At 74.1% G+C, this 26,285-nt stretch carries 16 protein-coding genes and 13 pseudogenes; 14 read left to right on the top strand and 15 right to left on the bottom strand.

What is annotated here, in order from left to right; all coding sequences use genetic code 11:
* Nucleotides 1-33: 33 nt before the first annotated feature.
* A pseudogene (locus tag WKH84_RS06395) lies at nt 34-1,346 on the top strand (thymidine phosphorylase).
* A 148-nt stretch (nt 1,347-1,494) separates the two neighbouring features.
* Here WKH84_RS06395 and WKH84_RS06390 read toward each other — a convergent pair.
* The 4 genes and pseudogenes from WKH84_RS06390 to WKH84_RS06375 all read right to left on the bottom strand — a co-directional run bounded on the left by WKH84_RS06390 (nt 1,495) and on the right by WKH84_RS06375 (nt 5,039).
* Nucleotides 1,495-2,559 carry an NUDIX domain-containing protein gene (locus WKH84_RS06390; protein WP_341856037.1) on the bottom strand — a complete coding sequence of 355 codons (1,065 nt, stop codon included), beginning with the start codon at nt 2,557-2,559 and terminating at the stop codon, nt 1,495-1,497.
* Nucleotides 2,560-2,570: 11 nt separating this feature from the next.
* The gene (locus WKH84_RS06385; protein ID WP_341856036.1) at nt 2,571-4,073 is read right to left on the bottom strand and encodes an alcohol dehydrogenase catalytic domain-containing protein; all 1,503 of its coding nucleotides are present in this window, start codon (nt 4,071-4,073) and stop codon (nt 2,571-2,573) included.
* A gap of 206 nt (nt 4,074-4,279) precedes the next feature.
* Nucleotides 4,280-4,597 (bottom strand): annotated as a pseudogene (locus WKH84_RS06380) (GntR family transcriptional regulator); the annotation flags it as partial.
* A complete protein-coding gene (locus WKH84_RS06375; protein ID WP_341856035.1) occupies nt 4,587-5,039 on the bottom strand; it encodes a hypothetical protein in 453 nt (150 codons plus the stop codon). The pseudogene WKH84_RS06380 and the gene WKH84_RS06375, both read right to left, overlap by 11 nt.
* A 218-nt stretch (nt 5,040-5,257) precedes the next feature.
* Between WKH84_RS06375 and WKH84_RS06370 the strand changes: the two genes are divergently transcribed.
* Nucleotides 5,258-5,464, top strand: coding sequence for a hypothetical protein (locus tag WKH84_RS06370; RefSeq protein WP_341856034.1), 207 nt, complete (start codon nt 5,258-5,260; stop codon nt 5,462-5,464).
* A gap of 163 nt (nt 5,465-5,627) precedes the next feature.
* Here WKH84_RS06370 and WKH84_RS06365 read toward each other — a convergent pair whose 3' ends face one another.
* Nucleotides 5,628-6,167 (bottom strand): Nramp family divalent metal transporter, encoded by a 540-nt coding sequence (locus tag WKH84_RS06365; RefSeq protein ID WP_341856033.1) that lies wholly within the window; start codon nt 6,165-6,167, stop codon nt 5,628-5,630.
* Nucleotides 6,168-6,182: 15 nt separating this feature from the next.
* On the opposite strand from WKH84_RS06365, the gene deoC reads away from it, so the two are divergent.
* From deoC to WKH84_RS06350, 3 genes are all read left to right on the top strand, one after another.
* Entirely contained in the window at nt 6,183-6,848 is a 666-nt protein-coding gene (deoC, locus tag WKH84_RS06360) for a deoxyribose-phosphate aldolase (protein ID WP_341856032.1), read from the top strand.
* Nucleotides 6,849-6,965: 117 nt separating this feature from the next.
* On the top strand, nt 6,966-7,517 hold the full coding sequence (locus WKH84_RS06355; RefSeq protein ID WP_341856797.1) for a DUF2330 domain-containing protein: 552 nt from the start codon (nt 6,966-6,968) through the stop codon (nt 7,515-7,517).
* Between the two features lie 462 nt (nt 7,518-7,979).
* Entirely contained in the window at nt 7,980-8,135 is a 156-nt protein-coding gene (locus WKH84_RS06350) for a hypothetical protein (protein ID WP_341856031.1), read from the top strand.
* Nucleotides 8,136-8,238: 103 nt separating this feature from the next.
* Here WKH84_RS06350 and WKH84_RS06345 read toward each other — a convergent pair whose 3' ends face one another.
* From WKH84_RS06345 to WKH84_RS06330, 4 genes and pseudogenes are all read right to left on the bottom strand, one after another.
* Nucleotides 8,239-8,964 carry a hypothetical protein gene (locus tag WKH84_RS06345; RefSeq protein WP_341856796.1) on the bottom strand — a complete coding sequence of 242 codons (726 nt, stop codon included), beginning with the start codon at nt 8,962-8,964 and terminating at the stop codon, nt 8,239-8,241.
* Between the two features lie 90 nt (nt 8,965-9,054).
* Nucleotides 9,055-9,222: pseudogene (locus WKH84_RS06340) on the bottom strand (hypothetical protein); the annotation flags it as partial.
* A gap of 257 nt (nt 9,223-9,479) precedes the next feature.
* Nucleotides 9,480-9,740, bottom strand: a pseudogene (locus WKH84_RS06335) (phospho-sugar mutase); the annotation flags it as partial.
* A gap of 257 nt (nt 9,741-9,997) precedes the next feature.
* Nucleotides 9,998-10,866: pseudogene (locus tag WKH84_RS06330) on the bottom strand (purine-nucleoside phosphorylase).
* 140 nt (nt 10,867-11,006) lie between these two features.
* Here WKH84_RS06330 and WKH84_RS06325 point away from each other — a divergent pair.
* Nucleotides 11,007-12,427: pseudogene (locus tag WKH84_RS06325) on the top strand (NAD(P)H-quinone dehydrogenase).
* A gap of 165 nt (nt 12,428-12,592) precedes the next feature.
* Here the strand turns inward: WKH84_RS06325 and WKH84_RS06320 are convergent.
* The 5 genes and pseudogenes from WKH84_RS06320 to WKH84_RS06300 form a co-directional block, all read right to left on the bottom strand.
* Nucleotides 12,593-14,373 (bottom strand): annotated as a pseudogene (locus tag WKH84_RS06320) (biotin carboxylase N-terminal domain-containing protein).
* A gap of 57 nt (nt 14,374-14,430) precedes the next feature.
* A pseudogene (locus WKH84_RS06315) lies at nt 14,431-15,197 on the bottom strand (Maf family protein).
* 217 nt (nt 15,198-15,414) lie between these two features.
* A pseudogene (locus WKH84_RS06310) lies at nt 15,415-16,941 on the bottom strand (DUF885 domain-containing protein); the annotation flags it as partial.
* A gap of 84 nt (nt 16,942-17,025) precedes the next feature.
* A complete protein-coding gene (locus tag WKH84_RS06305; protein WP_263311703.1) occupies nt 17,026-17,334 on the bottom strand; it encodes a hypothetical protein in 309 nt (102 codons plus the stop codon).
* Nucleotides 17,331-18,920: pseudogene (locus tag WKH84_RS06300) on the bottom strand (acyl-CoA carboxylase subunit beta). Before WKH84_RS06300 ends, WKH84_RS06305 begins: the two are co-directional and overlap by 4 nt.
* A 210-nt stretch (nt 18,921-19,130) precedes the next feature.
* Between WKH84_RS06300 and WKH84_RS06295 the strand changes: the two are divergent.
* The 8 genes and pseudogenes from WKH84_RS06295 to purE form a co-directional block, all read left to right on the top strand.
* Nucleotides 19,131-20,105 carry a biotin--[acetyl-CoA-carboxylase] ligase gene (locus tag WKH84_RS06295; RefSeq protein WP_341856030.1) on the top strand — a complete coding sequence of 325 codons (975 nt, stop codon included), beginning with the start codon at nt 19,131-19,133 and terminating at the stop codon, nt 20,103-20,105.
* 769 nt (nt 20,106-20,874) lie between these two features.
* Nucleotides 20,875-21,312 carry an adenylate/guanylate cyclase domain-containing protein gene (locus WKH84_RS06290; protein WP_341856029.1) on the top strand — a complete coding sequence of 146 codons (438 nt, stop codon included), beginning with the start codon at nt 20,875-20,877 and terminating at the stop codon, nt 21,310-21,312.
* Between the two features lie 22 nt (nt 21,313-21,334).
* Nucleotides 21,335-22,032: pseudogene (locus tag WKH84_RS06285) on the top strand (response regulator transcription factor).
* A 40-nt stretch (nt 22,033-22,072) separates the two neighbouring features.
* Complete coding sequence (locus tag WKH84_RS06280; protein WP_341856028.1) at nt 22,073-22,699, top strand: hypothetical protein; 627 nt, start codon at nt 22,073-22,075, stop codon at nt 22,697-22,699.
* On the top strand, nt 22,627-22,995 hold the full coding sequence (locus WKH84_RS06275; protein ID WP_341856027.1) for a histidine kinase dimerization/phospho-acceptor domain-containing protein: 369 nt from the start codon (nt 22,627-22,629) through the stop codon (nt 22,993-22,995). Before WKH84_RS06280 ends, WKH84_RS06275 begins: the two co-directional genes overlap by 73 nt.
* The gene (locus tag WKH84_RS06270) at nt 22,992-23,483 is read left to right on the top strand and encodes an ATP-binding protein (RefSeq protein ID WP_341856026.1); all 492 of its coding nucleotides are present in this window, start codon (nt 22,992-22,994) and stop codon (nt 23,481-23,483) included. The genes WKH84_RS06275 and WKH84_RS06270 overlap by 4 nt, the downstream gene beginning before the upstream one ends.
* A 115-nt stretch (nt 23,484-23,598) precedes the next feature.
* Nucleotides 23,599-24,732: pseudogene (locus WKH84_RS06265) on the top strand (5-(carboxyamino)imidazole ribonucleotide synthase).
* 37 nt (nt 24,733-24,769) lie between these two features.
* Nucleotides 24,770-25,228: pseudogene (gene purE / locus WKH84_RS06260) on the top strand (5-(carboxyamino)imidazole ribonucleotide mutase); the annotation flags it as partial.
* A 130-nt stretch (nt 25,229-25,358) separates the two neighbouring features.
* Here purE and WKH84_RS06255 read toward each other — a convergent pair.
* Nucleotides 25,359-26,222 carry an ABC transporter ATP-binding protein gene (locus WKH84_RS06255; protein WP_341856025.1) on the bottom strand — a complete coding sequence of 288 codons (864 nt, stop codon included), beginning with the start codon at nt 26,220-26,222 and terminating at the stop codon, nt 25,359-25,361.
* Nucleotides 26,223-26,285 lie beyond the last annotated feature (63 nt).

Here is a 26,285-nt window from a genome sequence, read left to right as displayed (position 1 = left end):
CCCTGCCGCCCTCCACCACCCCAGGAGCACGCCATGACCGACCAGATCTCCCGCCCCGCCGTCGAGCCCTTCGACGCCGTCGAGGTCATCCGCACCAAGCGCGACCGCGGCGGCTCAGCCCCGAGCAGATCGACTGGGTCATCGACGCGTACACCCGCGGCGTCGTCGCCGAGGAGCAGATGGCCGCCCTCGCCATGGCCGTGTTCCTCAACGGCATGGAGCGGGGCGAGATCGCCCGCTGGACCGCCGCCATGATCGCCAGCGGCGAGCGGATGGACTTCTCCTCCCTCGCCAAGCCCACCACCGACAAGCACTCCACCGGCGGCGTCGGCGACAAGATCACCCTGCCGCTCGCGCCGCTGGTCGCCTCCTTCGGCGTCGCCGTGCCCCAGCTGTCCGGGCGCGGGCTCGGCCACACCGGCGGCACCCTCGACAAGCTCGAGGCGATCCCCGGCTGGCGCGCCTCGCTCAGCAACGACGAGATGATGCGCCAGCTGGCGGACGTCGGCGCCGTCATCTGCGCGGCCGGCTCGGGCCTGGCGCCCGCGGACAAGAAGCTCTACGCCCTGCGCGACGTCACCGGCACCGTCGAGGCGATCCCGCTGATCGCCTCCTCGATCATGTCCAAGAAGATCGCCGAGGGCACCGCCGCGCTCACCCTGGACGTGAAGACCGGCGCCGGCGCCTTCATGAAGGACGAGGCCGACGCCCGCGAGCTCGCCCGCACCATGGTCGACCTCGGCACCGATGCGGGGGTGCGCACCGTCGCCCTGCTCACCGACATGTCCGCGCCGCTGGGCCGCACCGCCGGCAACGGCCTCGAGGTGCGCGAGTCCCTCGAGGTGCTCGCCGGCGGCGGGCCGGCCGACGTGGTCGAGCTGACCGTGGCGCTGGCCCGCGAGATGCTCGAGGCCGCCGGCGTCCAGGACGCCGACGTCGAGGCCGCGCTGGCCGACGGTCGCGCCATGGACACCTGGCGCGCCATGATCGCCGCCCAGGGCGGCGACGCGGACGCGCCGCCGCCCACCGCGGAGCACGTCGAGGAGCCGCGCGCCACGGAGGACGGCGTGGTCACGGGGCTGGACGCGATGGGCGTGGGCGTGGCGGCCTGGCGCCTGGGCGCGGGCCGCTCCCGCCCCGGCGAGGCCGTGCAGGCCGCCGCCGGCGTCGAGATCGAGAAGCACCTGGGAGAGGAGGTGCGGGCCGGGGACGTGCTCGCCCGCCTCCACACCGACACCCCCGAGCGGATCGGACGGGCCCTCGAGGCGCTCGAGGGCTCCTGGACCCTCGCCGCGCCCGGCACCGCCATGCCCGAGCGGAGGATCGTGCGGGACCGGATCGCCTGACCCGGGCGGGCCCGTCCCGGCCTCACCTGCTCGACAGGGCGCCGCGCCTGTCCGGCGCCGTCGGGACGTGACGATGCGCCGGAACGAGGCTCCCTTCGCGCAGAGTGCCAGGTCTCGTGCCCGGCCGCGGCCTCCGAAGCCCGTTGCCTCAGGAGCCGCGCGGCGCCGGGAGGATGTGCTCGGTCATCAGCGGGGCGAGCCGCACGCCCGCCGGCGCCCCGGACAGCGGGAACCAGCGGTGGTCGGCGAGCTCGGCCCGCACCTCCAGCGGTTCCGGGAGGGACTGCTGACAGACGAAGACGGTCGAGCGCACGCGCGTGCTCGGCTCGTTGGCGGCGACGGCCTCGAAGTCGCCGAGCGGGGAGAGACCTGCCGGATCGACCCGCACGCCGAGCTCCTCCTCCACCTCGCGCACCGCCGCCTCGAGCGCCGACTCGCCCGGCTCGAGCTTGCCGCCCACCTGCATGTAGGAGCCGGTGCCGCGCTTGCGCACCGCGAGCGGCTCGGCCCCGTCCTCGCCCTCGCGCAGGAAGGCGACCGCGGTGATCTCGAGGACCGTCCCGGCGCCGTCCGCGGCCGGTCGCTGGCGCCGCTCGGCCGCGGCGAAGGAGGTGAGACGCCGCAGCAGTCGCGTGCCCTCGCGCAGTCCCACCGGGCGCATCCCCTCCGCCTTCCAGCGCTCGAGGTCGCCGCGCTGGTCCCGGGCCAGCCCCCAGCCGCGTCGCAGCAGGGTCAGCGGGGGCTTGCGGCCCTCGCGCAGGTCCCGGAACAGGCGCGCGTGAACACCACGGGGGTGGGGCGCTGCAGCACGATCGCGTCGGCCAGCGGCCCCATCTGCCGCGCGCGGCGCGATGAGTCGCGCGGCGAAGATCCCCTCGGCGATCAGCGGCTCGGCGTCCTCGGCATGCAGGGTCGCGGTGCCGGTGCGGCGGGAGAGGGGGATCGAGTAGACGGGCACCTCGGCGACCCCGTCATGGGCGAGGGCGACGAGCGCCTCGAGGGCGGCGCCCGCGTTCCAGGAGGCCGGGTCGTCCCAGTCCACGATCCCGAAGCGGTGGGGGAGGGAGGGATCGTCGTGGTCGCGGTAGAACTCGTCCAGCGGCACCGTGGGCAGGCCCGCGCGGTGCGACATCACGCCCTTGCCGCTGCCCGAGGGGCCGGCGACGATGACGATGCGACGCGGGGGACGGGGTAGCGCGAAAGGGCCGGTCATGGAATACGATTCTACGGCCGCTCGAGCGCCGCGAGCCCGCCGACGAGGTGTCGACGGGCCCGCGGACGGTGCGGCACGGCCGTCAGGCGAAGGTGAGCACGACCTTGCTCGAGCCGCGGCCGGCGGCGGCCTCGAAGGCGGCCTGCGCGTCCTCGAGCGCGAACTCGTCGCTGATCACCTGCTCGGCGACCTCGCTGCGCGCGAGCAGCCTGGACCGCCTGCTCGATCTCGGCGACGAACCGGTAGGTGCCGCGGTACTCGAGCTCCTTGGAGACCACTGGACCGAGGCTCACGCTGACCGGGGTCGGGGGCAGGTTCCCGACCTGCACCACGATCGCGGCGCGGGCGATGTTGCGCATGATCCCGTCGAGGGAGGCGGGGGCGCCGGAGGCCTCGAAGGCCACGGCGATCCGCTGGTCCATGCCGTCGGTGGACCCCACCGCCTCGTCGGCCCCGAGCGCGAGAACGCGCTCGCGGGCGGCCTCGGCGAGGTCGACGGCCGTGATGTGCGCGGCGCCCGCGGCGCGGGCAGCGAGCACGACCAGCAGGCCCACGGGTCCGCGACCGCTGACCAGCACGTGCTTGCCGGTGAGGTCGCCGGCACGGGTGACAGCGTGCATCGCCACGCCCAGCGGCTCGGCGAGCACGGCGCGGCGGGTGGACAGCCCCTCCGGCGGCGGCACGATCTGGTCCGCGTCCACGGTGAGGGACTGGGCGAAGGCGCCGTCGGTGTGCGGGTCCTGCGCGGCGGAGCCGAAGTAGGTCAGATCCGGGTGGAGGTTCTCCCGACCCACCAGCTCCTCCGGTAGCGGGGAGCGGGTGCGGGCGGGGTGCACGGTGACGCCCTGGCCGACGGCGAGGCCGCTGACGCCCTCGCCGAGCTCCTCGATGCGGCCGGAGATCTCATGGCCCAGCACGAAGGGGCGCTTCATCACCGCGGTGCCGGAGACGCCGGTCTTCCAGTAGCCGAGGTCGGAGCCGCAGATGCCGCCGTACTCGACGGCGAGGCGCACCTGGCCGGGGCCCGGGGCGGTCGGCTCCTTCTCGACGAGGCGGAGGTCGCAGGGGGCATGGATCTCGAGAGAGCGCATGGTCAGTCCTTTCGATGCGGATGCTCGCGGCGGCGCTCGCCGTGGGCGTCCGGGGGGACGGGGTAGGAGGTGAAGGGGGGACTCGTCTCGTCCGGTCAGGCCGGGCTCGGCGAGGATCCCTGGGCGCGGGGAGCGCTCCACGGCCTCGACGGCGCGCATGTGCTCCGCCATGGCGGCGCTCGCCGCGTCCTCGTCGCCGGCGAGGATCGCCTCGACGATGCGGACGTGCTCGGCGTGCTCGGCGCCGACGAGCCCGCGCGCCTCGCGGGTCACGCGCGGCTCGCGCATGGCGCGGAACAGCGGGGCGCTGACCGCGTCGAGCACGCCGTGGAGGGCGGGGCTGTCGGCGAGGCGGGCGATCTCGGCGTGCAGTCGCATGTCCAGGCGGGGGTAGGCCTCGGAGTCGCCGAGCGCCTCGCCCATCTCCTCCAGCAGCCGGCGCGCGCGCCGGCCCCGTCGGCCGACGGGCCCGCCGCGCCGAGTCGGCGGGCGGCGAGGGCGGCGGCGCGCACCTCCAGCGGGGAGCGCAGATCCATGAGGGTGGCGAAGCCCTCGCCGGGGGCGGTGCGGATCGTGCGCGAGAGCGAGAAGCGCATTAGGGAGCTGTCGGTCGGGCGCACCCGGGCGGCGCGGCCGTTGGAGATCTCCACGATGCCGAGCGCGTCCAGGGCGCTGAGCGCCTCGCGCACCACGGCCTTGGAGACCGCGAAGCGCTCCGCGAGCGCCCCGGCCGAGGGGAGCGGGTCCCCGGCGTCCAGGCCCTCGTCGTCGATCAGGTCGAGCACGGCCTGCCGTGCCCGGCCCACGAGGGTCTCGCGGCTCAGCGCCTGGTCCGACGGGTCCACGGGGGAGGTGAGATAGCGCCAGGCGGAGTCGCCGAGGCCCGCGGCGCGGGTCTGTTCGGAAGGCGGGGCCTGCTCGGAGGACGGGGCCTGCTCAGAAGGCATTGACGAGCCCGATCACTCCCACGGCGATGATCGCCGCGGCGGAGATCCACAGCATGATCTCGGTGGGGCGGCCGTCGCGGATCCGCGGGTCGGTCTGCGTGCGGGCCAGGAACACCGTCGCGATCGCCGCGCCGATGAGGTACACGGCGTTGAGGATGCCGGCGATGATGACCAGCAGCAGCGGGGAGGAGGCGATCGTGCCCAGCAGGCCCCAGCCGATCGGCAGGACGATCATGATCACGCGCCGCCAGCGGTCGCGCGCGGCCTGGTCGTTCCAGTCGTACGCGCCGAAGACGGCGAGGGTCTGGCCGGAGATGCGGCTGAGGCTGGGGACGTTGGCGAGGACCGTCTTGAACAGCGCGAGGCCCGCGCCGATGAGGAAGAGCACGCCGCCCCAGGTGCCCACGGCGGAGTCGAAGATCGAGGAGATGGTCACCATCACCTCGTTGCCCTCGGGCACCAAACCCTGCGGGTGCAAAGACGGCGGCGCCGAGGATGTAGAACGCGGCGGTGGAGGCGGTGTAGATGACCCATGAGACCCACGCGTCGACCTTCATCACGGAGATCCAGCCCCTGGCGCGGGAGACCCAGCCCTCGGAGCCGTCGTTGGGGCCGGTCCAGGTGGCGTAGCCCTTCTCGACGACCCAGTAGGTGTAGGCGGTGGTCTCGCCCGCGCCGACGCCGGTCATGCCGAACATCGCGATCGCGACGCCGATCGCCCCGGCCGCGAGCTGGAAGCGCATGCCGCCGGCGAGGTCTCCGGCGCTCCACGCGAACTCGGTGCCCTGCAGGAGGAACACCATCACGATCGCGAAGAGCGTCACCAGCGACACCAGCACGGTGGAGATCCGCTCGACCACGGCGTAGCGGTTCAGCGAGTGGATGGCGATCGCGACGACCACCAGCGGCGCGACCCAGACGCCGATGGACAGCAACGAGTAGGGCTCGCCGCCGATCGGCATCAGGCTCGAGAAGGCGAAGGCGGAGGCGCTGATCACGCCGGCCTGCCCGATGAAGAACTGCAGGATCATCAGCGGCTGCGCAGCCAGGAGATCCAGCCGCGCCTGCCCAGCCGCGGGGGCACGTCGTCGTAGCCGTCGACCGCGGTGCGGCCGGTGGAGATGGACCAGCGGGCCAGCTCGATCTGGACCCACACCTTGAGGAAGGTGGAGACCAGCACGAGCCACAGCGAGATGAAGCCGACGGTCGCGCCGAGGGCGGTCGCGGTCAACAGCTCACCGGAGCCGACGACGGCCGCGGAGGTGATCATGCCGGGGCCGAGGAACTTCAGTCGGCCGCGCAGGGTGATGGGCGGATCGGCGATCTGGGAGCCGTCGACCACGTAGGGGTCCACGCCCTTGGCGAGCACGGTGCGGGTGGGGAGGTCGGGGCTCGGCTCCGGGGAGGCGGGGGATCCGCTCGGCGTCGAGCTGGGGGACGTCGTCATCGACGGGTACTCCTTCATACGGTCTGGGCGCGAGGAGCGGGGAGCCGCATCGCACCGGATGCCGGACAACCTATCAGATAGGTGGATAGGTGGTGGCGAGGTGTCGATCACGAGCACGCTCATGGGAGGATTCCGGACATGACCGCACTCGAGAACGCCCAGCTCGCCCAGCTCATCGACCACACCCTGCTCAAGCCCGAGGCCGCCCGCGCCGACGTCGACGCCCTCGCCCGCGAGGCCGAGGCGCTCGGCACCTACTCGATCTGCGTCTCGCCCTCGATGCTCCCGGTCGAGACCTCCGTGAAGGTCGCGACCGTCTGCGGCTTCCCCTCCGGCCAGCACAGCGCCGAGGTGAAGGCCTTCGAGGCGCGCGAGTCCGTCGCCAAGGGCGCCGACGAGATCGACATGGTGATCAACGTGGGCCTCGCCCGCGCCGGGGAGTACGAGCAGGTCGAGCACGAGATCCGTGCCGTCCGCGATGTCGCGAAGGCCCCGGTGCCGCTCAAGGTCATCATCGAGTCCGCCGCCCTGGACGACGAGCAGATCGTCGCCGTGTGCCAGGCCGCCGAGCGCGCCGGCGCCGACTTCGTGAAGACCTCCACCGGCTTCCACCCCGCCGGCGGCGCCTCCGAGCACGCCGTCGCGCTCATGCGCGAGACCGTCGGCGACCGCCTCGGCGTCAAGGCCTCCGGCGGGATCCGCACCCGCGAGGCCGCCGAGGCCATGGTCGCCGCGGGCGCGAGCCGGCTGGGCCTGTCCTCCTCGAAGACCATCCTCGAGGGCGGCACCGGCGCTGGGTACTGAGCGGCCCGGCTCCGAGCCGGATCCGGGCCGGCGAGCGGGCGGGCGTCCGCCGGCCGGCCCGGGAGCATGACCTGCGCGTCGTGGGGTGCGAGGGAGGGGGCCACGAGGGGGAGCGTGATGACCGACGACCTACGACTGCTCGATGCGCTGGGGCGGGGCCGACGGCGGCTCCTCGCCGTTGCGCTGACGGGGATGCTCGTGCTCGCCCAGCTCCTGCTGGGCGCAGCGAACCCGGCCGGGGCCTGTGCCTGCGGGGTATTCTTCGACCCCGTCGACCAGCGCACCGACGCCGGTGTCTTGCGGGAGTCGGCGATCCTGTCCCTGGACGACGGGGTCGAGACGATCATCATGGGCCTGGCCCTGGATGGCACGCGCACCGGGTCGACCCTGCTGATGCCCACCCCGTCCGTGCCGGAGGTGAGCGCCGCCTCCTCCGGCACGCCGCGCGAGATGCAGACGGCGACCGCGCCGCGCGAGGAGGTCGAGTACGACCTGTGGGGCGACAATCCCTTCCTCGCGGGGTCCGGGGCGCCGGAGGGCGCGCTCCGACGGGAGGTACGGGCGTCACAGTGCACGAGCAGTCCCGGGTGGGGGACTACGACGTCGCTGTGCTCGAGGGCGGCGCCGACTCGGTGCGGACCTGGCTCGACGAGAACGGCTACGAGGTGACCGACTCCGTCTCCGTGCCGCTGGACCCGTACGCCGAGGAGGGCTGGGTGTTCACCGCGGTGCGCTACGCCGCCGACGCCGAGCTCGGCGGCGAGATGGAGCCGCTCCGGATCGACTTCCCGAGCGACGAGCTCATCTACCCGATGCGCTTCTCCCAAGCCGCGACGCGCCGCCAGAGCCTCTCGCTGTTCGTGCTCTCCGACCAGCCGATGCAGCCGCACCGACGGCTCCGTCGACGGGCGCCGCGTCCAGCGGCCGTGGATCGCCGACCCGACCCTGTGGGAGTGGGACTGGAGCGATCCGACGGCGCGCGAGCTGACCGGCACCGCGGCGCGAGAGGCCGCGGACGGCATCGAGGACGAGACCCGCCATCGGATCGTCACCGAGTTCGACATCTCCGGCGAGCCCGGATCCTTCACCGAGGACTTCACCTTCGGCCCGGACCCGGAGGCGGACCACGTCGTGCCGACCTACACGGTCACCGAGATCGTCACATTCGCGGGCTTCCCCGTCGGCTGGTCGCTGGTGGCCGCGGGCGTCGTCACCGCGCTCGCCCTGATCGTCGCGGCCGCCTCCCTGGCCTCCGCCCGCAGGGTACGGCGGCGCGTGCGGGGCTGAGCCGCGTCGGGCGGACCGCTCGGACGCCGGGCCGGTCGGGCGCCGCACCGCTCCCGCGCGGAGCCGCGTCCGCCCCGTCCTCCGGGGCGGACGCGAGGCCGGCTCAGGCTCCGGTGAGCGCGCGGCGCATGTCCTCGGTGATCTCCTCGAGGTGCGTCGAGGCCGCACGGCGCACCTCGCCCAGCGCCGCCTCGTCGGCCCCGGCGGGGACCTCCTCGCGCACCTCGATGTAGCACTTGAGCTTGGGCTCCGTGCCGGAGGGGCGGACGATCACGCGCGCGTCGTCGGCGGTGGCGAGCGAGACTCCGTCGGTCGCGGGGAGGCCGGTGGTCTCCGCCGAGCCCTCGGCGAGGTCCTGCACGTCGCTCACCTCGCTGCCCGCGAGCGCGGCGGGCGGCTCGGCGCGCGCTCGCGCCATCATCACGTCCCGCTCGGCGAGCTCCGTGACCCGCAGCGAGAGCTGCGAGGTCGCGAAGAGTCCGTGCTCGCGGGCGAGCTCGTCCAGGCGTCCGACCAGGGTGGTGCCCTGGGCGCGGGCGAGCGCCGCCATCTCGGCGACCATCAGCGCGGCGGAGAGGCCGTCCTTGTCGCGCACCACCTCGGGCCGCACGCAGTAGCCGATCGCCTCCTCGTAGCCGAAGACGATCCCGGGCGCACGGGCGATCCACTTGAAGCCGGTGAGCGTCGTCGCGGCCTCGAGCCCCGCCGCCTGCGCGATCCGTCCCAGCCAGCGGCTGGAGACGACCGAGTTCGCGACCGTCCCCGCATAGCCGTGGCGGCGAATCAGGTGGTCGCCCAGCGGCACGCCGAGCTCGTCGCCCGTGAGCATCCGCCAGTCGCCCAGGTGCGGGTCGAGCACGGCGGCGGCGCAGCGATCCGCATCGGGGTCGTTCGCGATGACCACGTCGGCCTCGAGGGTGCGGGCGAGCTCGAGGGCGAGGTCGATCGCGCCGGGCTCCTCCGGGTTCGGGAAGGCGACGGTGGGGAAGTCGGGGTCCGGATCGGCCTGCTTCGCGACCGGGTGCACCTCGGCGAAGCCGGTGCGGTGCAGGGCCGCGAGCGCCGTCTCGGTGCCCACGCCGTGCATCGCGGTGTGCACGATCCGCACCTCGCGCGGCCCCTCCGGGTCCGGCGGCGCGCAGATCGCCGCGAGATAGCCCTCGCGCGACTCCTCGCCGAGCACCTCCCAGCCCGCGGCGCGGGGATCTCCCGCACGGGGCCGACGGCGGCGATGCGGGCGGCGATCTGCGCGTCCGAGGGCGGCACGATCTGCACGCCCTGCCCCTCGGGCGCGGAGGCGCGGCCGCCGAGGTAGACCTTGTAGCCGTTGTCCGCGGGCGGGTTGTGGGAGGCGGTGACCACGATGCCCGCGTCGGCGCCCAGGTGCCGCACCGCGAAGGCGATCAGCGGGGTCGGGCCGAACCGCTCCAGCAGATGCACCCGGCGACCGGCCGCCGTCATGATCTCCGCCGAGGCGCGCGCGAAGTCCTCCGAGCGGTGACGGGCGTCGAAGCCGATCACCACCAGCGGCTCCGCGAGGCCGAGATCGCCGGTGAGATGGTCGGCCAGGCCGCGCGCGGCGCGGGAGACCACGGCGAGGTTCATTCGGTGCGGGCCCGGGGCCATGCGGCCGCGCAGCCCGGCGGTGCCGAACTCGAGATCGCCGGAGAAGGCGTCGCGGACCTCCTCGGCGGCGGCGGCGTCGCCGGCGTCCGCCTGCTCCAGGAGGTTCTCGAGCACGGCCCGGGTCACCGGGTCGGGGTCGTCATCGATCCAGTCGGCGACCCGGGCGCGCGACTCGGCGTCCAGGGCGGCGCCGCCTGCCCCGTCGGCAGAGCCGGGCGTGGGAGCCGCATCGGGGCTCATGCCGCGCCCCCGTCGGCCCCTGCCGGGGCGCCCGCGCCGTCGGCCGATCCCGCGGTGATGCGGCGCACCGTCTCGGCGAGCAGGCGGGAGATGCGGGGCCCGGCCTCCCGGCCCGCCTCGAGCACCTCCTCGTGGCTGAGCGCCTCCCCGGAGATTCCGGCGGCGAGGTTCGTGACCAGCGAGATGCCCAGCACGTCCAGGCCGGCCTCGCGCGCGGCGATCGCCTCGAGCGCGGTGGACATGCCCACGAGGTGCGCGCCGATGGTCTTCGCCATCTGCACCTCGGCAGGGGTCTCGTAGGTGGGGCCGGAGAACTGCATGTACACGCCCTCGTCGAGGGAGGGGTCGACCTCCTTCGCGATCGCGCGCGCGCCGGGGTGTACAGATCGGTGAGGTCCACGAAGTTCGCGCCCACCAGCGGGGTCGCGCCGGTGAAGTTGATCTGGTCGCTGATCAGCACCGGCGTGCCCGGACGCCAGGACGGGTCGATGCCGCCGCGACCGTTGGTCAGCACCATCGTGCGCGCGCCGGTCGCGGCGGCGGTGCGCACGCCGTGCACGACCGCGTCCACTCCCGCGCCCTCGTAGAAGTGGGTGCGGGCCCCGAGCACGAGTGCCCGCGCGCCGGTGCCCTCCACGCGGATCGAGCGCGGCGTGCCGACGTGGCCGGCGACGGCCGGCGGGCGGAAGCCGGGGATGGAGGTCGCGTCGGCCTGCCAGACGGTCTCGCCGAGGAGGTCCGCGGCGCCGGACCAGCCCGAGCCGAGCACCAGGGCGAGGTCGTGGGAGGGGACGGAGCTGGCCTCGGCGATCGCGGCGGCGGCGTCGCGGGCGAGCTGGTACGGATCGGTGCTCGATGCAGTCATGGACCGAAGGTAGCGCAGGGAGGGGGCGGTGCGAAGCCCGCTCGGGCGGCCTCCCGGAAACCGCCCCCGACGTCACATGTCCTTGGGATGATGGCGGGGTGAGCGACCCGAGCACTGCCATCCCCGCCGATCCCCGCCGAGTGCCCCGCACCGGGGACGACGTGCAGGTGGTGATCATCGGTGGAGGGCCCGGCGGCTACGAGGCCGCGCTCACGGCCGCCCGCCAGGGCGCCCGCACCACCCTGGTCGCGGACCGCGGCGTGGGCGGCGCGGCCGTGCTCACCGACGTGGTGCCGTCCAAGACCCTCATCGCGACCGCCGAGGTGCTCGACCTCGTCGCCGGCTCCCGGGAGCTCGGGATCCGGGACGCCGACGACGGCGCCGCCCCCACCGCCGAGACCCTCGACGTCGACCTCCACGCGGTCAACACACGCGTGCGCCGACTCGCCGACGCCCAGTCCGCCGACATCCGCCAGAGCCTCGTCGCGGCCGGGGTCGAGGTGCTCGACGGGCGCGGCCGCCTCGACGGCCCGGACCGGGTCGAGGTGAGCGGCGCCGACGGGGAGACCCGCGTGCTCGAGGCCGACGTGATCCTCCTGGCCGTCGGCGCCCGCCCCCGGGAGCTCGGGACCGCACCCTTCGACGGCGAGCGGATCCTGAACTGGACCCAGCTGTACTCGCTGCAGGAGCGCCCGAGCACCTGATCGTGGTCGGCTCGGGCGTGACCGGCGCCGAGTTCGCCAGCGCCTACCGCGCCCTCGGCAGCGAGGTCACCCTCGTCTCCTCGCGCGAGAAGGTCGCGCCGGGCACCGACGCCGACGCCGCCGACGTGCTCGAGGACGCCTTCGCGCGCCGCGGCGTCACCGTCCGCTCCCGCTCCCGGGCCGCCGGGGCGCGGCGCACGGCCGACGGGGTCGTCATCACCCTCACCTCGGGCGAGGAGATCGAGGGCGCCCACGCGCTGATGGCCCTCGGCGGGGTCCCCTGGACCTCCGACCTGGGACTGTTCACCGCCGGGGTGCGGGTGCGCGAGAGCGGCCACATCGAGACCGACCGGGTCTCGCGCACCTCCGTGCGGGGCATCTACGCCGCGGGGGACTGCACCGGCGTGTACCCTCTCGCCTCGGTCGCCGCGATGCAGGGCCGGATCGCGATGCACCACGCCCTCGGCGAGGCGGTCTCCCCGCTGATCGCCGCGCAGGTCTCCTCCGCGATCTTCACCAGCCCCGAGATCGCGGTGGTCGGCGTGAGCGAACAGGAGGTCGCCTCCGGCCGGGTGCGGGCCGACGTGCTGATGCTGGGCCTGGAGACGAACCCGCGCGCGAAGATGCACGGCATCGACGAGGGCTTCGTGAAGCTCCTGGTGCGCCCCGACTCCCACACGGTGCTCGGCGCCGTGGTGGTCGCGCCGCGGGCGAGCGAGCTGATCCTCCCCTACACGCTCGCCGTCGCGCACCGCCTCACCGCGGAGCGACTCGCGGGCACCTCCACCGTCTATCCCTCGCTGACCGGCTCCCTCGCCGAGGTGGCGCGGCGGAAGGTGCTCGCCACCGGTGCCTGAGCCGGGCGATCAGGGTGCCGTGCACACGATGCGCCCCGGACCCGCCGAGCCAGTGCGCCTCGCACACAAAAGCGCTCTGTGCGTGACCTCGACGCCTCTCCGGTGCTGAGGTCACGCACAGAGCGCAGAATTGTGCGGGGGCCGGCTGGTGGCGACCGAGCCGGGTCAGTCCTCGATCGAGCAGAGCACCGCGCCGGCGGAGACGGTCGCGCCGATCTCGGCGTTCAGGCCCTTGACCACGCCGGAGCGGGAAGCGGTGATGGGTCGCTCCATCTTCATCGCCTCGAGCACCACCAGCACATCGCCGTCGGCGACGGTCTGGCCCTCCTCGACGGCGACCTTCACGATCGTGCCCTGCATCGGCGCGGCCACGCCGTTGCCGCCCGCGGCGCCCTCGCCGGCACCGCGGTGCTGGCGCTTGCGGCGCTGGCGCACCGCGGCCTGCGGGGCGCGCAGGGAGGCGGGCAGGCTGATCTCGACGCGGCGCCCGTCGACCTCGACGACCACGGACTCGCGGTCCTCGGGCTCCTCCGGTCGCGCCGGCGCCGGCGCGGCGGGCAGGTCACCGGCGAACTCGGTCTCGATCCAGGTGGTGTGCACCGAGAAGGGCTCCTCGGCGTCCTCCGGGGTGAAGGCCGGGTCCTCCATCACCGCGCGGTGGAAGGGCGAAGACGGTGGGGATGCCGTCGATGCGGAACTCGGCCAGGGCGCGGCGGGAGCGCTCGATCGCCTCCTGCCGGGTCGCGCCGGTGACGACGAGCTTGGCGAGCATCGAGTCGAAGGCGCCGGAGACCTCGTCGCCGGCGCGCACGCCCGACTCGATCCGCACGCCCGGGCCGGAGGGCACGTCGTAGCGCTGGATGCGGCCCGGAGCGGGCATGAATCCGCGGCCGGGGTCCTCGCCGTTGATGCGGAACTCGAAGGAGTGCCCGCGCGAGACGGGGTCCTCCTCGCTGACCCGCTCCCCGGCCGCGATGCGCAGGCTGCTCGCGCACGAGGTCCACGCCCGCGACCTCCTCGGTCACGGGGTGCTCGACCTGGAGGCGGGTGTTGACCTCGAGGAAGGAGATGGTGCCGTCCTTGCCGACGAGGAACTCGCAGGTGCCGGCGCCGACGTAGCCGGCCTCGCGCAGGATCGCCTTGGAGGAGGAGACCAGCTGGGCGCGCCGCTGGGAGGTGAGGAAGGGCGCGGGCGCCTCCTCGACGAGCTTCTGGTGGCGGCGCCGCAGGGAGCAGTCGCGGGTGGAGACGACCTGCACGTTGCCGTGCATGTCGGCCAGGCACTGGGTCTCGACGTGGCGGGGCGAGTCGAGGAACTGCTCCACGAAGCACTCGCCTCGGCCGAAGGCGGCGACGGCCTCACGCACCGCGGAGTCGAACAGCTCGCGCACCTCGGACTCCTCGCGGGCGACCTTCAGGCCGCGCCCGCCGCCGCCGAAGGCCGCCTTGATCGCGATCGGCAGGCCGTGCTCGCGGGCGAAGTCGACGACCTCGTCGGAGTTCTTGACCGGGTCCTTGGTGCCGGCGACCAGCGGGGCCCCGGCCTTCTGGGCGATGTGGCGGGCGGAGACCTTGTCGCCCAGCTTCTCGATCGCCTCGGGCGGCGGGCCGATCCAGGTCAGGCCCGCGTCGATCACGGCCTGGGCGAAGTCGGCGCGCTCGGAGAGGAAGCCGTAGCCGGGGTGGATCGCATCGGCGCCGGAGCGCTTGGCGATGTCGAGGATCTTGTCGACGACGAGATAGGAGCTCGCCGCGGTGTCGCCGCCGAGCGCGTACGCCTCGTCGGCGATCACGGTGTGCGGCGCGTCGCGGTCCGGGTCGGCGTACACAGCGATCGACCGGAGGCCGGCGTCCTTGCAGGCCCGGGCGACGCGCACCGCGATCTCCCCACGGTTGGCGATGAGCACCGTGGACAGGGGGCGGGGCTTGGCGGGTCGAGGGGCCATGAGGCGGAGGTTCCTTCCGGGGAGTGCAGCAGAGGTCGAGTGTAGTACCGCGGATGCTCAGTCAGCGGCAGGCCGTGACCGGTCGGGCTCGTCGGGGCCGGGCGCGGGGTCGCCGCCCGGCGCGGCGTCGTCCTCGGACCCGCCGCCGGCCGGTGCCCACAGCTCGTGGATCCCCGGGCCGATGTCGGCGAGCAGGCGGCGCAGCGCGGCGGCGAGAGAGCCCCACCACCGCGTGCGGGTCGCCCTCGACGGAGTCGACGAAGGGGCCGCCGCGGCCGTCGATCGTGAAGCCGCCGGCGACGCCGAGCGGCTCGCCGGTGGCGACATAGGCGTCGATCTCCTCGTCGGAGAGGTCCGCGAAGGTCAGGGCGCAGGATGCGGTCGCGCCGAAGGTCGCCCCGGTGCCGCCGTCCTCCGGATCGCGGTCGTCCACGATCCAGTGGCCCGAGTGCGACACCCCGGTCCGTCCCCGCATCGCGCGCCAGCGCGCCGCGGCCCGTGCCGGCTCGTGGGGCTTGCCGACGACCTCGCCGTCGATCTCCAGCATCGAGTCGCCGCCGAGCACCACGTAGCCGCCCTCGCTGCGCGCGGTCGCCGCGAGCGCCTTCTCACGGGCCAGCAGCGAGCACCTCCTCGGCGGGGGCGAGAGGGGCGTCGCCGGCGGCCTCGCGGGCCGCGGCGAGGATCCCGTCCTCGTCGAGGTCGACCGGCAGGGTCCGGTGCTCGATGCCGGCCGCGGCGAGGGTCGCGCGGCGTCCGGCGGAGGCGGAGGCGAGCAGGAGCGGCGGCTCGTGCTCCTCCGCGTCGGCCGACGGGTCGAGCATCGGGTCGGCGCTCGGAGCGTTCGCCGCTCCGGCCGACGGGTCGTGCGCGGCGGCGCTCACAGCGCACCCTCCAGCACCGACAGGGGCAGACTGCCCAGCTCGAGCGCGCGGCTGTGGAAGTCCCGCACCGCGGCGGGGGAGGAGTCGGCCGCGGTGGCGCGCTCGCGCGCAGCCGCTCCCATGTGCGCTGGCCGAGCTTGTAGGAGGGGGCCTGGCCGGGCCAGCCCAGATAGCGGTTCAGCTCGAAGCGGCGCTCGGCCTCCTCCACGCCCCAGTTCTCGGTCATGAACTCCCAGGCGGTGCGCTCGTCCCAGGCGCCGCCGTCGGCGCCCGGCAGACCGGTCGGCATCGCGAGGCCCAGGTGCAGGCCGATGTCGAGCACCACCCGCCCGGCGCGCAGGCGCTGGGCGTCCAGCATGCCCATCCGGTCGCCGTCGTCCTCGAGATAGCCCAGTCGCTCCATCAGCCGCTCGGCGTACAGCGCCCAGCCCTCTCCGTGCCCGGAGACCCAGCACAGCATCGCGCGCCAGCGGTTCAGGGTGTCGGCCTGCAGGGTCTGGATGCCCACCTGCAGGTGATGGCCGGGCACGCCCTCGTGGTAGACGGTCGTGGTCTGCTCCCAGGTGCGGAACTCCTCGGTCCCGGCGGGGACGTCCCACCACATGCGGCCGGGCCTCGTGAGGTCCTCGCTGGGGCCGGTGTAGTAGATGCCGCCGGAGCCGGTGCGGGCGATGCGGCACTCGAGGCGGTGCGGCGGCTCGGGGATGTCGAAGTGGGTGCCGGCGAGGTCGCGGATCGCGGAGTCGGAGAGCTGCTGCATCCACGCCTGCAGGGCGTCGGTGCCGTGCAGCGACCGGGCCGGGTCGGCGCTGAGCGCCTGCCTCGCGGCGGCGACGGAGCCGCCGCCGCCGGTGGCGTAGCGCTCGTTCAGCCGCGCGGCGACCTGCTCCTGCTCGGCGATGATCGCGCGCGGCTCCTCCACGCCCCAGGCGTAGGTCTCCTCGAGATCGATCTCGGTGCCGAGGAAGGTGCGGGAGTGGAGCTGGTAGGCGTCCCGGCCCACCGCGTCGGCCTCCGGCGCCTGCGGCACCAGCGACTCGAGCACGCCCGCGATCTCGCGATAGGCAGTGCGGGCCTGTTCGGCCGACGCGCGCACCTGCGCCTTCTGCGCCTCGGTGCCGATGGCCTCGCCCGCGAAGGCATCGAAGAAGCCGCCGTCGGCCGCGTAGCCGCGCGCCTGCTCCGCGCCGAGCAGCGGCTGGCGGCGCGCCGAGACGGTGCCGGCGGCCGCGGCCTCGCGCAGGGACTCGGCCCAGCCGCCGAGCGCACGGGGGAAGCCGGCCATCCGCTCGGCGAGCACCTCCCAGTCCTCGGCGGTGTCGGTGGGCATCTGGTCGAGCACGTCGCGGGACTGCGGCACCGAGGCGAGGTTGTTGACGGCGGCGATGTCCAGGCGCCGCTCGGCGCGCTCGAGGTCGAGGCCGAGCCGCTCGGAGAGGGCGGCGCGTGTGACGGCGTCGACGTCATCGGCGTCGGGCACCTCGGCGATCGCGGCGAGCGACTCGCGTGCGAGGTCCTCCCGTGCGGCGACCGCGGCGGGGGAGTAGTCGGTCACCTCCCCGTCGTGCCCGGCGATGCCGAGCTCGGTGGCGAGGAAGGGGTCCTGCGCGGCGAGGTCGTCGACGTAGCTGTCGGCGAGCGCGTCCAGGGCGGAGGGGTTGCGGGCCGGGGTCGGGGAGGACATGTGCCGCAGTCTAGGTCGTGCGGCAGGCCTCACGGGCCGGGGCCGGCAGGGCGGCGCTCCGGGCCGACCGACGGGGTCGCCGGGTCAGCGGTCGGTGAAGGTCCAGCAGGTGCTCGAGGGACGGAGCCGCTCGGTGTGGCCGCCGACGTGGGTGTGCACCGGGGAGCTCCAGGCGCTCGCGCCGCCGACGCCGTCGGCCAGGGAGCGCTCCTCCGCCTCGAGCCGGCTGGTGACGCTCATCGCGGAGACGACCACGGCGATCGCGGCGAGCTCGTCGGGCGCGAGCCGGCCCGCCACCAGGCGCACGTCGGACGGGGTGACTGCACTGCCGGACGCCCCGGCCCCCTGCGCGGCCTCGGCCGCGCTCGCGACGGTCCTCGTCCCGGCGCTCACAGCGGGATGTTCCCGTGCTTCTTGGTGGGCAGCGAGTCGCGCTTGGTGCGCGCGCGCGCAGCGACCGGGTGATCTCGACGCGGGTCTCGGCCGGGCGGATGACGCCGTCGATCCAGCCGCGCTCGGCCGCGGTGTACGGGGTCGCGAACTGCTCCTCGTACTCGGCCTCGTAGCGCCGGCGCTCGGCGGCGACGTCCCCGCCCTCCTCGGCGACTCGCTTCAGGTCGCCGCGGTGGAGGATGTTCACCGCGCCCTGGGATCCCATCACCGCGATCTGCGCGGTGGGCCAGGCGAGATTGATGTCCGCGCCGAGCTCCTTGGAGCCCATCACGATGTAGGCGCCGCCGTAGGCCTTGCGGGTGATCACGGTGATCAGCGGCACCGTCGCCTCGGCGTAGGCGTACAGCGACTTCGCGCCGCGACGGATGATGCCGCCGTACTCCTGGTCGGTGCCGGGCAGGAAGCCGGGCACGTCCACGAAGGTCAGCACCGGGATGTTGTTCGCGTCGCACAGGCGCACGAAGCGGGCCGCCTTCTCGGAGGCGTCGATGTCGAGGGTGCCGGCCAGGTGCGAGGGCTGGTTGGCGATGATGCCGACGCTGTGCCCCTCGATGCGACCGAAGCCCACCACCACGTTGCGCGCGAACAGGGGTCGCACCTCGAGGAACTCCTCGTCGTCGAGCACCGTGCGCGAGACCGTGAGCATGTCGTAGGGCTGGTTGGGGGAGTCCGGCACGAGGGAGTCGAGCGCGGCGTCCGCCGCGTTCGGGCTCTCCTCGACCTGCACCGGGAAGGCCGGGGCGGGGGTGAGGGTGTTGGCCGGCAGGTAGCTGAGCAGGTCCTTGACGTACTCGATCGCCTCGGCCTCGTCCGGCGCCATGTAGTGGGCCACGCCCGAGCGGCTGGAGTGGGTGCGCGCCCCGCCGAGCTCCTCGAAGCCGACGTCCTCGCCCGTGACCGTGCGGATCACGTCCGGGCCGGTGATGAACATGTGGGAGGTCTTCTCGACCATCACGATGATGTCGGTCAGCGCGGGGGAGTACACGGCGCCGCCCGCGGCCGGGCCCATGATCAGGGAGATCTGCGGGATGACGCCCGAGGCGCGGGTGTTGCGCTTGAAGATCCCGGCGAACATCGCCAGCGACGCGACGCCCTCCTGGATGCGGGCGCCGCCGCCGTCGAGGATCCCGATGATCGGCACGCCGGTGCGCGCGCGCGAGGTCCTGGATCTTCTGGATCTTGCGGCCGTGGGCCTCGCCGAGCGAGCCGCCGAAGACGGTGAAGTCCTGCGAGTACACGCACACCTGGCGGCCGTCGATGGTGCCGTAGCCGGTGACGATGCCGTCGCCGTCGGGGCGCTTGGCGTCGATGCCGAAGCCGCTGGCCTGATGGCGCACGAAGCGGTCGGTCTCCACGAACGAGCCGTCGTCCAGGAGGTCCGCGATCCGCTCGCGGGCGGTCTTCTTGCCCCGCGCATGCCGCTTCTGGACGGCGAGGTCGTCCGCGGCGGAGACCGCCGCGGAATCCCGCTCGCGCAGGTCCTCGAGTCGCTGAGCGGTGGTGAGCGGCCGCGGGGCGTCGGTCACGGGACCTCCTGCGACGGCACTGCGGCCGCCTGAAGCTGTGGGGGATTCGAACACCGGGATACTACGCTACGCAGGTCCGACGGCGGCCGACCCCGGCCGGGGCGGCACGCCCGGCGCGGAGCATCCGTCCACGCCGCTCCCAGGAACGATGCAGTGGGCGGCGCAAGGATGGAGCGATCCGTCACGCAGGTCTCGCAGGAGGAGGAGCGCATGGACGTCCGCGCACTGCCCGACACCTCCGCGGAGGGAACGGGCACCGTGTTGCCGCGGATCCACCGCCTGGGCGCGGTCCGCTCGACCCAGGACGAGGCCTCCGCACTCCTGCGCGCCGGGGACGCGCCGCCCTTCGCCGTCACCGCGACGCGGCAGACCTCCGGGCGGGGCCGTCTCGGACGCGCCTTCGCGAGCCCGGACGGGGCGAGCCTCGCCCTCACCTTCGCCCATCGCACCTCCCTCGACCCCGCCCGGCGCGGCTGGTTCCCGCTGGCCGCGGGGCTCGCCGCCGTCGCCGCCCTCGGGCGGGTGGTGCCCGCCGCGGTCGGCGAGCGGCCGATCGGCCTGAAGTGGCCCAACGACCTCCACACCGCCGACGGCCGCAAGCTCGGCGGGATCCTCGTCGAGGCGCGCGGCGGCGAGGACCTGCTGCTCGGCATCGGACTGAACCTCCGCGGCCCCGTTCTCGACGAGGACGGCGAGCCGGTGCCCGGTGCCGCCTGGTCGCGCGGGGAGGGCGGTCTCCGCCCCGACCCGGGCCCGGCGGAGGACCGGAGACTGCGGGAGGCGCTCGAGGAGGCGCTCGTCGCCGCGCTCGACGAGGAGCTCGCTGCGCTCGAGTCCGCCCAGGAGAGACGGTGGCGCGGCTGGCACCCGGGACCGCTACACTATGACCTGCCTCACACTGGGGCGGACGGTGAGGGTCGACCCCCTGGGGGAGGCCGCGGCGGGAGCGGACGTCGACCCTGCCCTGCGCGGCACCGTCCTGGACGTCGACGAGCACGGGCGACTCGTGCTCGACCGCGCGGACGGGGAGGGGCGGATCGCCGTCGACGTCGGCGACGTGCGGCATCTGCGGCCCGCGGCGCCCTGACCCCGCGGCCCGGGCGCGCCCCCACATCGACCACGAGCACACGAGCAGGAGCAGGCATGGAGAAGCCGGGCATTCGGAAGCGAGGGACCGCGCTGTGACCGACGGGATGGACGAGCGAGGGGAGCGCGAGGCGTTCGAGGGTGCGGACGACACCCTCGAGACCCGCATCCCCACCGGGACCGTCGACGTGGTGTCGACGCAGACCCAGGAGCTCCCGGACCTCTCCGCGGAGGACGCGGAGCTCACCGCCCTCGACGAGCAGGAGATCCTCGACCTCAACCGCCGCTTCTCCTCCGTGCGTCGCAGCGTCGGCGCGCTCGAGAAGGTGCTCCTGCAGGGGCCGCGCAAGTACTCGCGCCGGGACCTCGCCGAGCGACACGGGATCGCCGAGCGCCTCACCTCCGTGTACTGGCGCTCCCTCGGCTTCATGCCCGTGGACGAGGACACCGTGGTGTTCACCGACGAGGACGCCCAGGCGATCGGCGACCTCGCCGCGATCGTCGAGGACGGGGTGCTCTCCGAGCGCGCCTTCGCGAGCATCTCCCGCGGCATGGGCTTCCACATGGGACGCCTCGCGATGTGGATCACCGAGGCGCTGGTCGACGAGGCCAAGCACGCCGACGGGCTCGACGACGCCCGGGCCCGCCAGCAGATGCTCGACGAGATCCCCGAGCCGCTGGAGACCTTCGAGTCCCAGGTCATGTTCACCTTCCGGCGCCAGCTCGCCGCCTACGCCGCTCGCGCCGGCGGCGAGGTGCTCCACCGCGACACCGACGAGCTGTTCCCGCCGCACCGGGCCGTCGGCTTCGCGGACCTCGTCCAGTTCACGCGCCTGGCCCAGGACATGCCCGGCACGCGCTCGCCGACATGGTCGGCCGCTTCGAGTCGCTCAGCCGCGACATCATCTCCGTCGGCGGCGGGCGCGTGGTCAAGACCGTCGGCGACGAGATCATGTTCCTGGCCGACACGCCGGAGGACGGCGCCCAGATCGCGGTCAGCCTCTCCGAGACCATCGGCGCCGATCCCGACCTCCCGCCCGTGCGGGTCGGCCTCTCCTGGGGCTCGATGTTCTCCCGCTACGGGGACGTGTTCGGACCCACCGTTAACCTCGCCGCCCGGATGGAGTCCGTCGCCCGGCCGGGGGCCGTGCTCGTGGACGCCGACACCGCCTCCGCGATCACGCAGGCGGCGCCCGGGGGCTTCGCCCTCGGGGAGGGCGAGGAGGTCGACCTCCACGGCATCGGCACGGTGACGGTGCAGGAGATGAGCCGCGCCGGCTCCGCCCCTCTGGATCTCGGGCTCTGAGGCGGGACGTACTATGGCTGACGTGACACGACTGCTTCTCGTCGAGGACGACTCGGCCATCGCTGAACCGCTCTCCCGGGCCCTGGACCGGGAGGGATACACCGTCACGCGCGCCTCCCGAGGGATGGACGCGCTCGGGATCGCCGCCGGACCGGACCCGATCGACCTGGTCATCCTGGATCTGGGCCTGCCCGATCTCGACGGCCTCGAGGTCGCGCGGCGCCTGCGCAAGGGCGGGCTCGAGTCGCCGATCCTGATCCTCACCGCCCGGGCCGACGAGGTCGACGCGGTGGTGGGCCTGGACGCGGGAGCCGACGACTACGTCACCAAGCCCTTCCGCCTCGGCGAGCCGCAGGCGCGGATCCGCGCCCTCATGCGGCGCTCCCAGGCGACCGAGGAGTCCGGCGACAACTACGACGTCAACGGCGTCACCCTCGACGTCTCCGCCCGTCGCGCCTACGCCGACGGGGAGGAGCTCAGCCTCTCCGCGAAGGAGTACGACCTGCTCACCGTGCTCGTGCGCGAGTCCGGCGACGTCGTCACCCGCGACGACCTCATGCGCGAGGTCTGGGGCGCGGAGTGGTGGGGCTCCACCAAGACCCTCGACATGCACATCTCGTGTGGCTGCGCCGCAAGCTGGGTGACGACGCCACGGACCCCCGGCGGATCACCACGGTGAGGGGAGTCGGCTTCCGCTTCGAGACCGGCACGGAGAGCTGACCCGTGCGGCGGCGCGTCGCCGCAGGCCACCCTCATCACGGTGGTCCTCGTCGTGCTGATGCTCGGCATCCCGCTGGGCATCTCGTGGCTGCAGCTGGCGAACCAGAACCTCGCCAACCAGGCGAACCTGATCCTGGACCAGGTGCGCATCGACACCGAGACCCGTCTCCAGGAGGAGGGGACGATCGACGAGGCGCTCCTGCAGCGACGGGTCGACGAGCAGACCGATCTCAACATCGCCGTCACCGTCGTCTTCGAGGGGGAGACCACCACGGCCGGTGATCCTCCCGGCGACGACCCGGTCAAGCGGAGCACCACCGGTGCCTCGGGGCGACTGATCACCGTGTTCATCCCGCAGTCCGACGTGCGGGCCCACACCGCGAGCGCCTGGGTGCTGATCACGGTCGCCGGCCTGTCGGCCCTCTCGATCGGCGTGTCGGTCGCGCTGTGGCAGGCCCAGCGCATCTCCCTGCCGCTGGCCCGTCTGGCCCGGCGCGCCGAGGAGATCGGCTCCGGCCGCGCCCGCGGCCCTGGCGACCCTCCGGCATCGCGGAGATCGACGAGGTCGCGATCGAGCTCGCCCGCTCCGGCGCGATGCTCAACGAGCGCCTCGAGGCCGAGTCCCGCCTCGCCTCCGACGCCTCCCACCAGCCGCGCACCCCGCTGACCGCGCTCTCGATGCGGCTGGACGAGATCCTCGCGACCAGCACCGAGGAGTGGGTGCGTGACGAGGCCCGGATCTCGCTCGAGCAGATCGACCGCCTCACCGAGGTGGTCCACGACCTCATCAACGCTCCCCGCTCCTCCCAGCGACGCACCCCCGGCGTGGTCGAGCTCAGCACCGTGCTCACCCAGCAGAGCGAGGAGTGGTCCCCGGCCTACCGCCGCGCCGGCCGTGAGTCGCACATCCAGGTGCCGCGCGCGCCGCCGTGTGGGGCTCGACCGGTCCGCTCACCCAGGTGATCGCCACCCTCATCGAGAACGCGCTCACCCACGGCGGCGGGCGCACCTGCGTGAAGGTGCGGCGCAACGACCACTCCACCGTCGTGGAGGTCACCGACGAGGGCGGCGGCATCGACCCGGAGCTCGGCGCACGGATCTTCGAGCGCTCGGTCTCCGGCCGCTCCTCGGGCGGCACCGGGGTCGGGCTCGCCCTCGCCCGCACCCTCGTCGAGGACGACGGCGGCCGCCTCGAGCCGCTCACCGAGAACCCCGCCACCTTCGGCGTCTTCCTCATCTCCGCTCCCGGCGAGGAGCCGGAGGACGAGCACGGGGCGCAGTCCGACGGGGAGCCGGGCCGCCGTGAGAAGGCCGGGCGACGGCCCCGCGGCCAGCGCGCGGACATGACCCCCAGCGGCGTCTCCGGCGGCCGCCATGCCGCCGGCGGCGACGACCTCGACTCCCTCCCGCAGGGGTCCGTGGTGCGGCGCCGCCCCCGGCCCCGCGCCTGACCTCAGTACACTGGCGGCCGTGTCTGCGAACCCGCCCCGCCCCGCTCAGCCCGCCGCTTTCGAGGAAGCTCCCGCCCGTCGGATCGGGGTGGTCGGAGCAGGTCAGCTGGCCCGCATGATGCTCGGCCCCGCGATCGAGCTGGGTCTCGACCTCGAGGTGCTCGCGACCGCTCCGGACGAGAGCGCCGCCGCCGTCGCCGCGACCGTGCGGCTGTGCCGGCACGACGACGAGCAGGCGGTGCGAGGCCTCGCCGACGGCGTCGACGCGCTCACCTTCGACCACGAGCACGTGCCCACCGCGATCCTCGAAGGGATCGCGGGGAGGGGCTCGCCGCCGTGCGCCCCGGACCCGGCGCCCTCGTCCACGCCCAGGACAAGCTCGTCATGCGCGAGCGGCTCACCGCGCTCGGACACCCCTGCCCCCGCTGGTGGCGGATCGGGAGCCTCGCAGCGCTCGAGCAGGCGCTCGACGATGCCGGCGGCCGGCTCGTGGTGAAGACGCCGCGCGGCGGCTACGACGCCCACGGGGTGAGGATCGTCTCGGCCGTCGAGGAGGCCGCGGACTGGCTCGAGACCCACGGCGAGCCGCTCGCCGAGGAGCTCGTCCCCTTCACCCGCGAGCTCTCCGCCCAGGTCGCGCGCCGTCCCGGGGGAGAGGCCGTCGCCTATCCCGTGGTGCAGTCGCTCCAGAAGGACGGGGTCTGCTACGAGGTCGTCGCCCCCGCGCCGGGCCTCGACGCCGCCGCCCAGGAGCGCATCCAGGCCCTCGCCCTCGCGATCGCCGAGGACCTCGACGTCACAGGGATGCTCGCCGTCGAGCTCTTCGAGACGGCGGACGGCCCGGTGCTCGTCAACGAGCTCGCCATGCGCCCCCACAACACCGGCCACTGGTCCATGGACGGCGCCGTCACCGGCCAGTTCGAGCGAAGACCTCCGCGCCGTCGCCGACCTCCCCCTCGGCGCGACCGCGCCGCTCGCCCCCGTGGCCGTGATGGTCAACCTCCTCGGCGGCGGCGCCGAGGACCTCGCCCCCGGCACCGCCGTGGCCCTCGCCGAGGAGCCGCGGCTGAAGGTCCACCTGTACGGCAAGTCGGTGCGCCCCGGTCGGAAGATCGGCCATGTCACCCTGCTCGGCGACGACGCCGAGGACCTGCTCGCCCGCGCTCACCGCGCCGAGCGACTGATCATCGACGGCCCGGGCGCGGCCGCCGAGCCCACCGCCCCCACCCCCGAGGGAGATCCCCGATGACCGCCGACGCCGCATCCCGCCCCTGGTCGGGATCGTGATGGGCTCCGACTCCGACTATCCGGTGATGCGCGCTGCGGAGGAGGCGCTCGCCGAGTTCGGGATCGAGGTGGAGGTCGACGTGGTCTCCGCCCACCGCATGCCCGAGGACATGGTCGCCTACGGCCGCGGCGCCGCCGAGCGCGGCCTGCGCGCGCTGATCGCCGGCGCCGGCGGCGCCGCGCACCTGCCCGGCATGCTCGCCTCCCTCACCCCGCTGCCCGTGATCGGCGTGCCGGTGCCGCTGAAGCACCTCGACGGCATGGACTCCCTGCTCTCCATCGTGCAGATGCCGGCCGGGGTGCCGGTCGCGACCGTGTCCATCGGCGGGGCCCGCAACGCCGGGCCGCTCGCCGCGCGGATCCTCGCCGCGGGCGGGGACGAGCACGCGGCGCAGCCGCGCGAGCGGATGGTCGCCTTCCAGGAGGAGCCGCGCGGGATCGCGATGGCCAAGGGCGAGGCGCGCGCGCCTCGCGGTGAGCTCCGCGGGCCGCTGACCGGCGGCCCCACGACGAACGGCGGGCCGGGCGAGAGATCGCCCGGCCCGCCGTTCGCAGGGGCGGCCCTCACGGGGCCGTGCCCTTCGGCCGTTACTTCAGCTTCGCGCCGGAGGAGGCGTCGGTGCGGCCTTCCACGTAGGCGTGGTACAGGTCCGCGACCTCGTCGACGTCGCCGTCGGCCACCAGCACGCCCTTGTCGATCCAGAGCGCGCGCGTGCACATCGCCCGCACGGAGGCGAGCGAGTGCGACACGAAGAACACGGTGCCGGCCTGTCCGCGGATCTCCTCGATCCGGGCGGTGCTCTTCTTGCGGAACGAGGCATCGCCGGTGGCGAGGGCCTCGTCGATCATGAGGATCTCCGGGGTGCGGATCGTCGAGATCGCGAACCGCAGGCGCGAGGCCATGCCGGAGGAGTAGGACGTCATCGGCAGGTACAGGAAGTCGCCGAGCTCGGCGAATTCCGCCACGCTCGGGATGTTCTCCTTGACCTCCTTCGTGCTCAGCCCGAGGGCGAGACCGCCGATCATGATGTTGCGCTCGCCCGTGAGGCGGGGAGCATCGCCGCGTTCACGCCCAGCGGCTCCGGCTCGGCGGAGGTGAAGACCCGGCCCGAGGACGGCGGCAGCGAGCCCCGCCACGGCCCGCAGCAGGGTCGACTTGCCCGAGCCGTTGGTGCCCAGGATGCCGATCGACTCGCCGTGATGGGCCACGAAGGACACGCCGCGCACGGCCGGCACCTCGGTGATCGGGCCGGTGTCGGGGCGGCCGAGGCTGACCATCTTGTCCCACAGCGAGGCGCGCCGCTTGGTGGTCCCGCCGCGGCGGGCGCCGAACACGCGGTACGTGATGTGCAGGTCGTCGACCACCACCGACGGGGCGCCCAGCGGCTTGTCGCGGTCCACGCGGTCCGGGAGGTTCTCGGGGTCGATCTCGAAATCGATGTCCTCAGTCACGACCGTAGGTCTCCTCTGCGCGCCAGAAGTACAGGAATCCGATGGCGAAGACGCCCACCGCCC

Origin of the sequence: Brachybacterium sp. GPGPB12, assembly GCF_038396325.1 — a bacterium.
In the GTDB taxonomy this organism is placed as follows: domain Bacteria; phylum Actinomycetota; class Actinomycetes; order Actinomycetales; family Dermabacteraceae; genus Brachybacterium; species Brachybacterium conglomeratum.
Note: the sequence above shows the minus strand (reverse complement) of the source record. Positions and strands in the feature narration are given on the sequence as shown.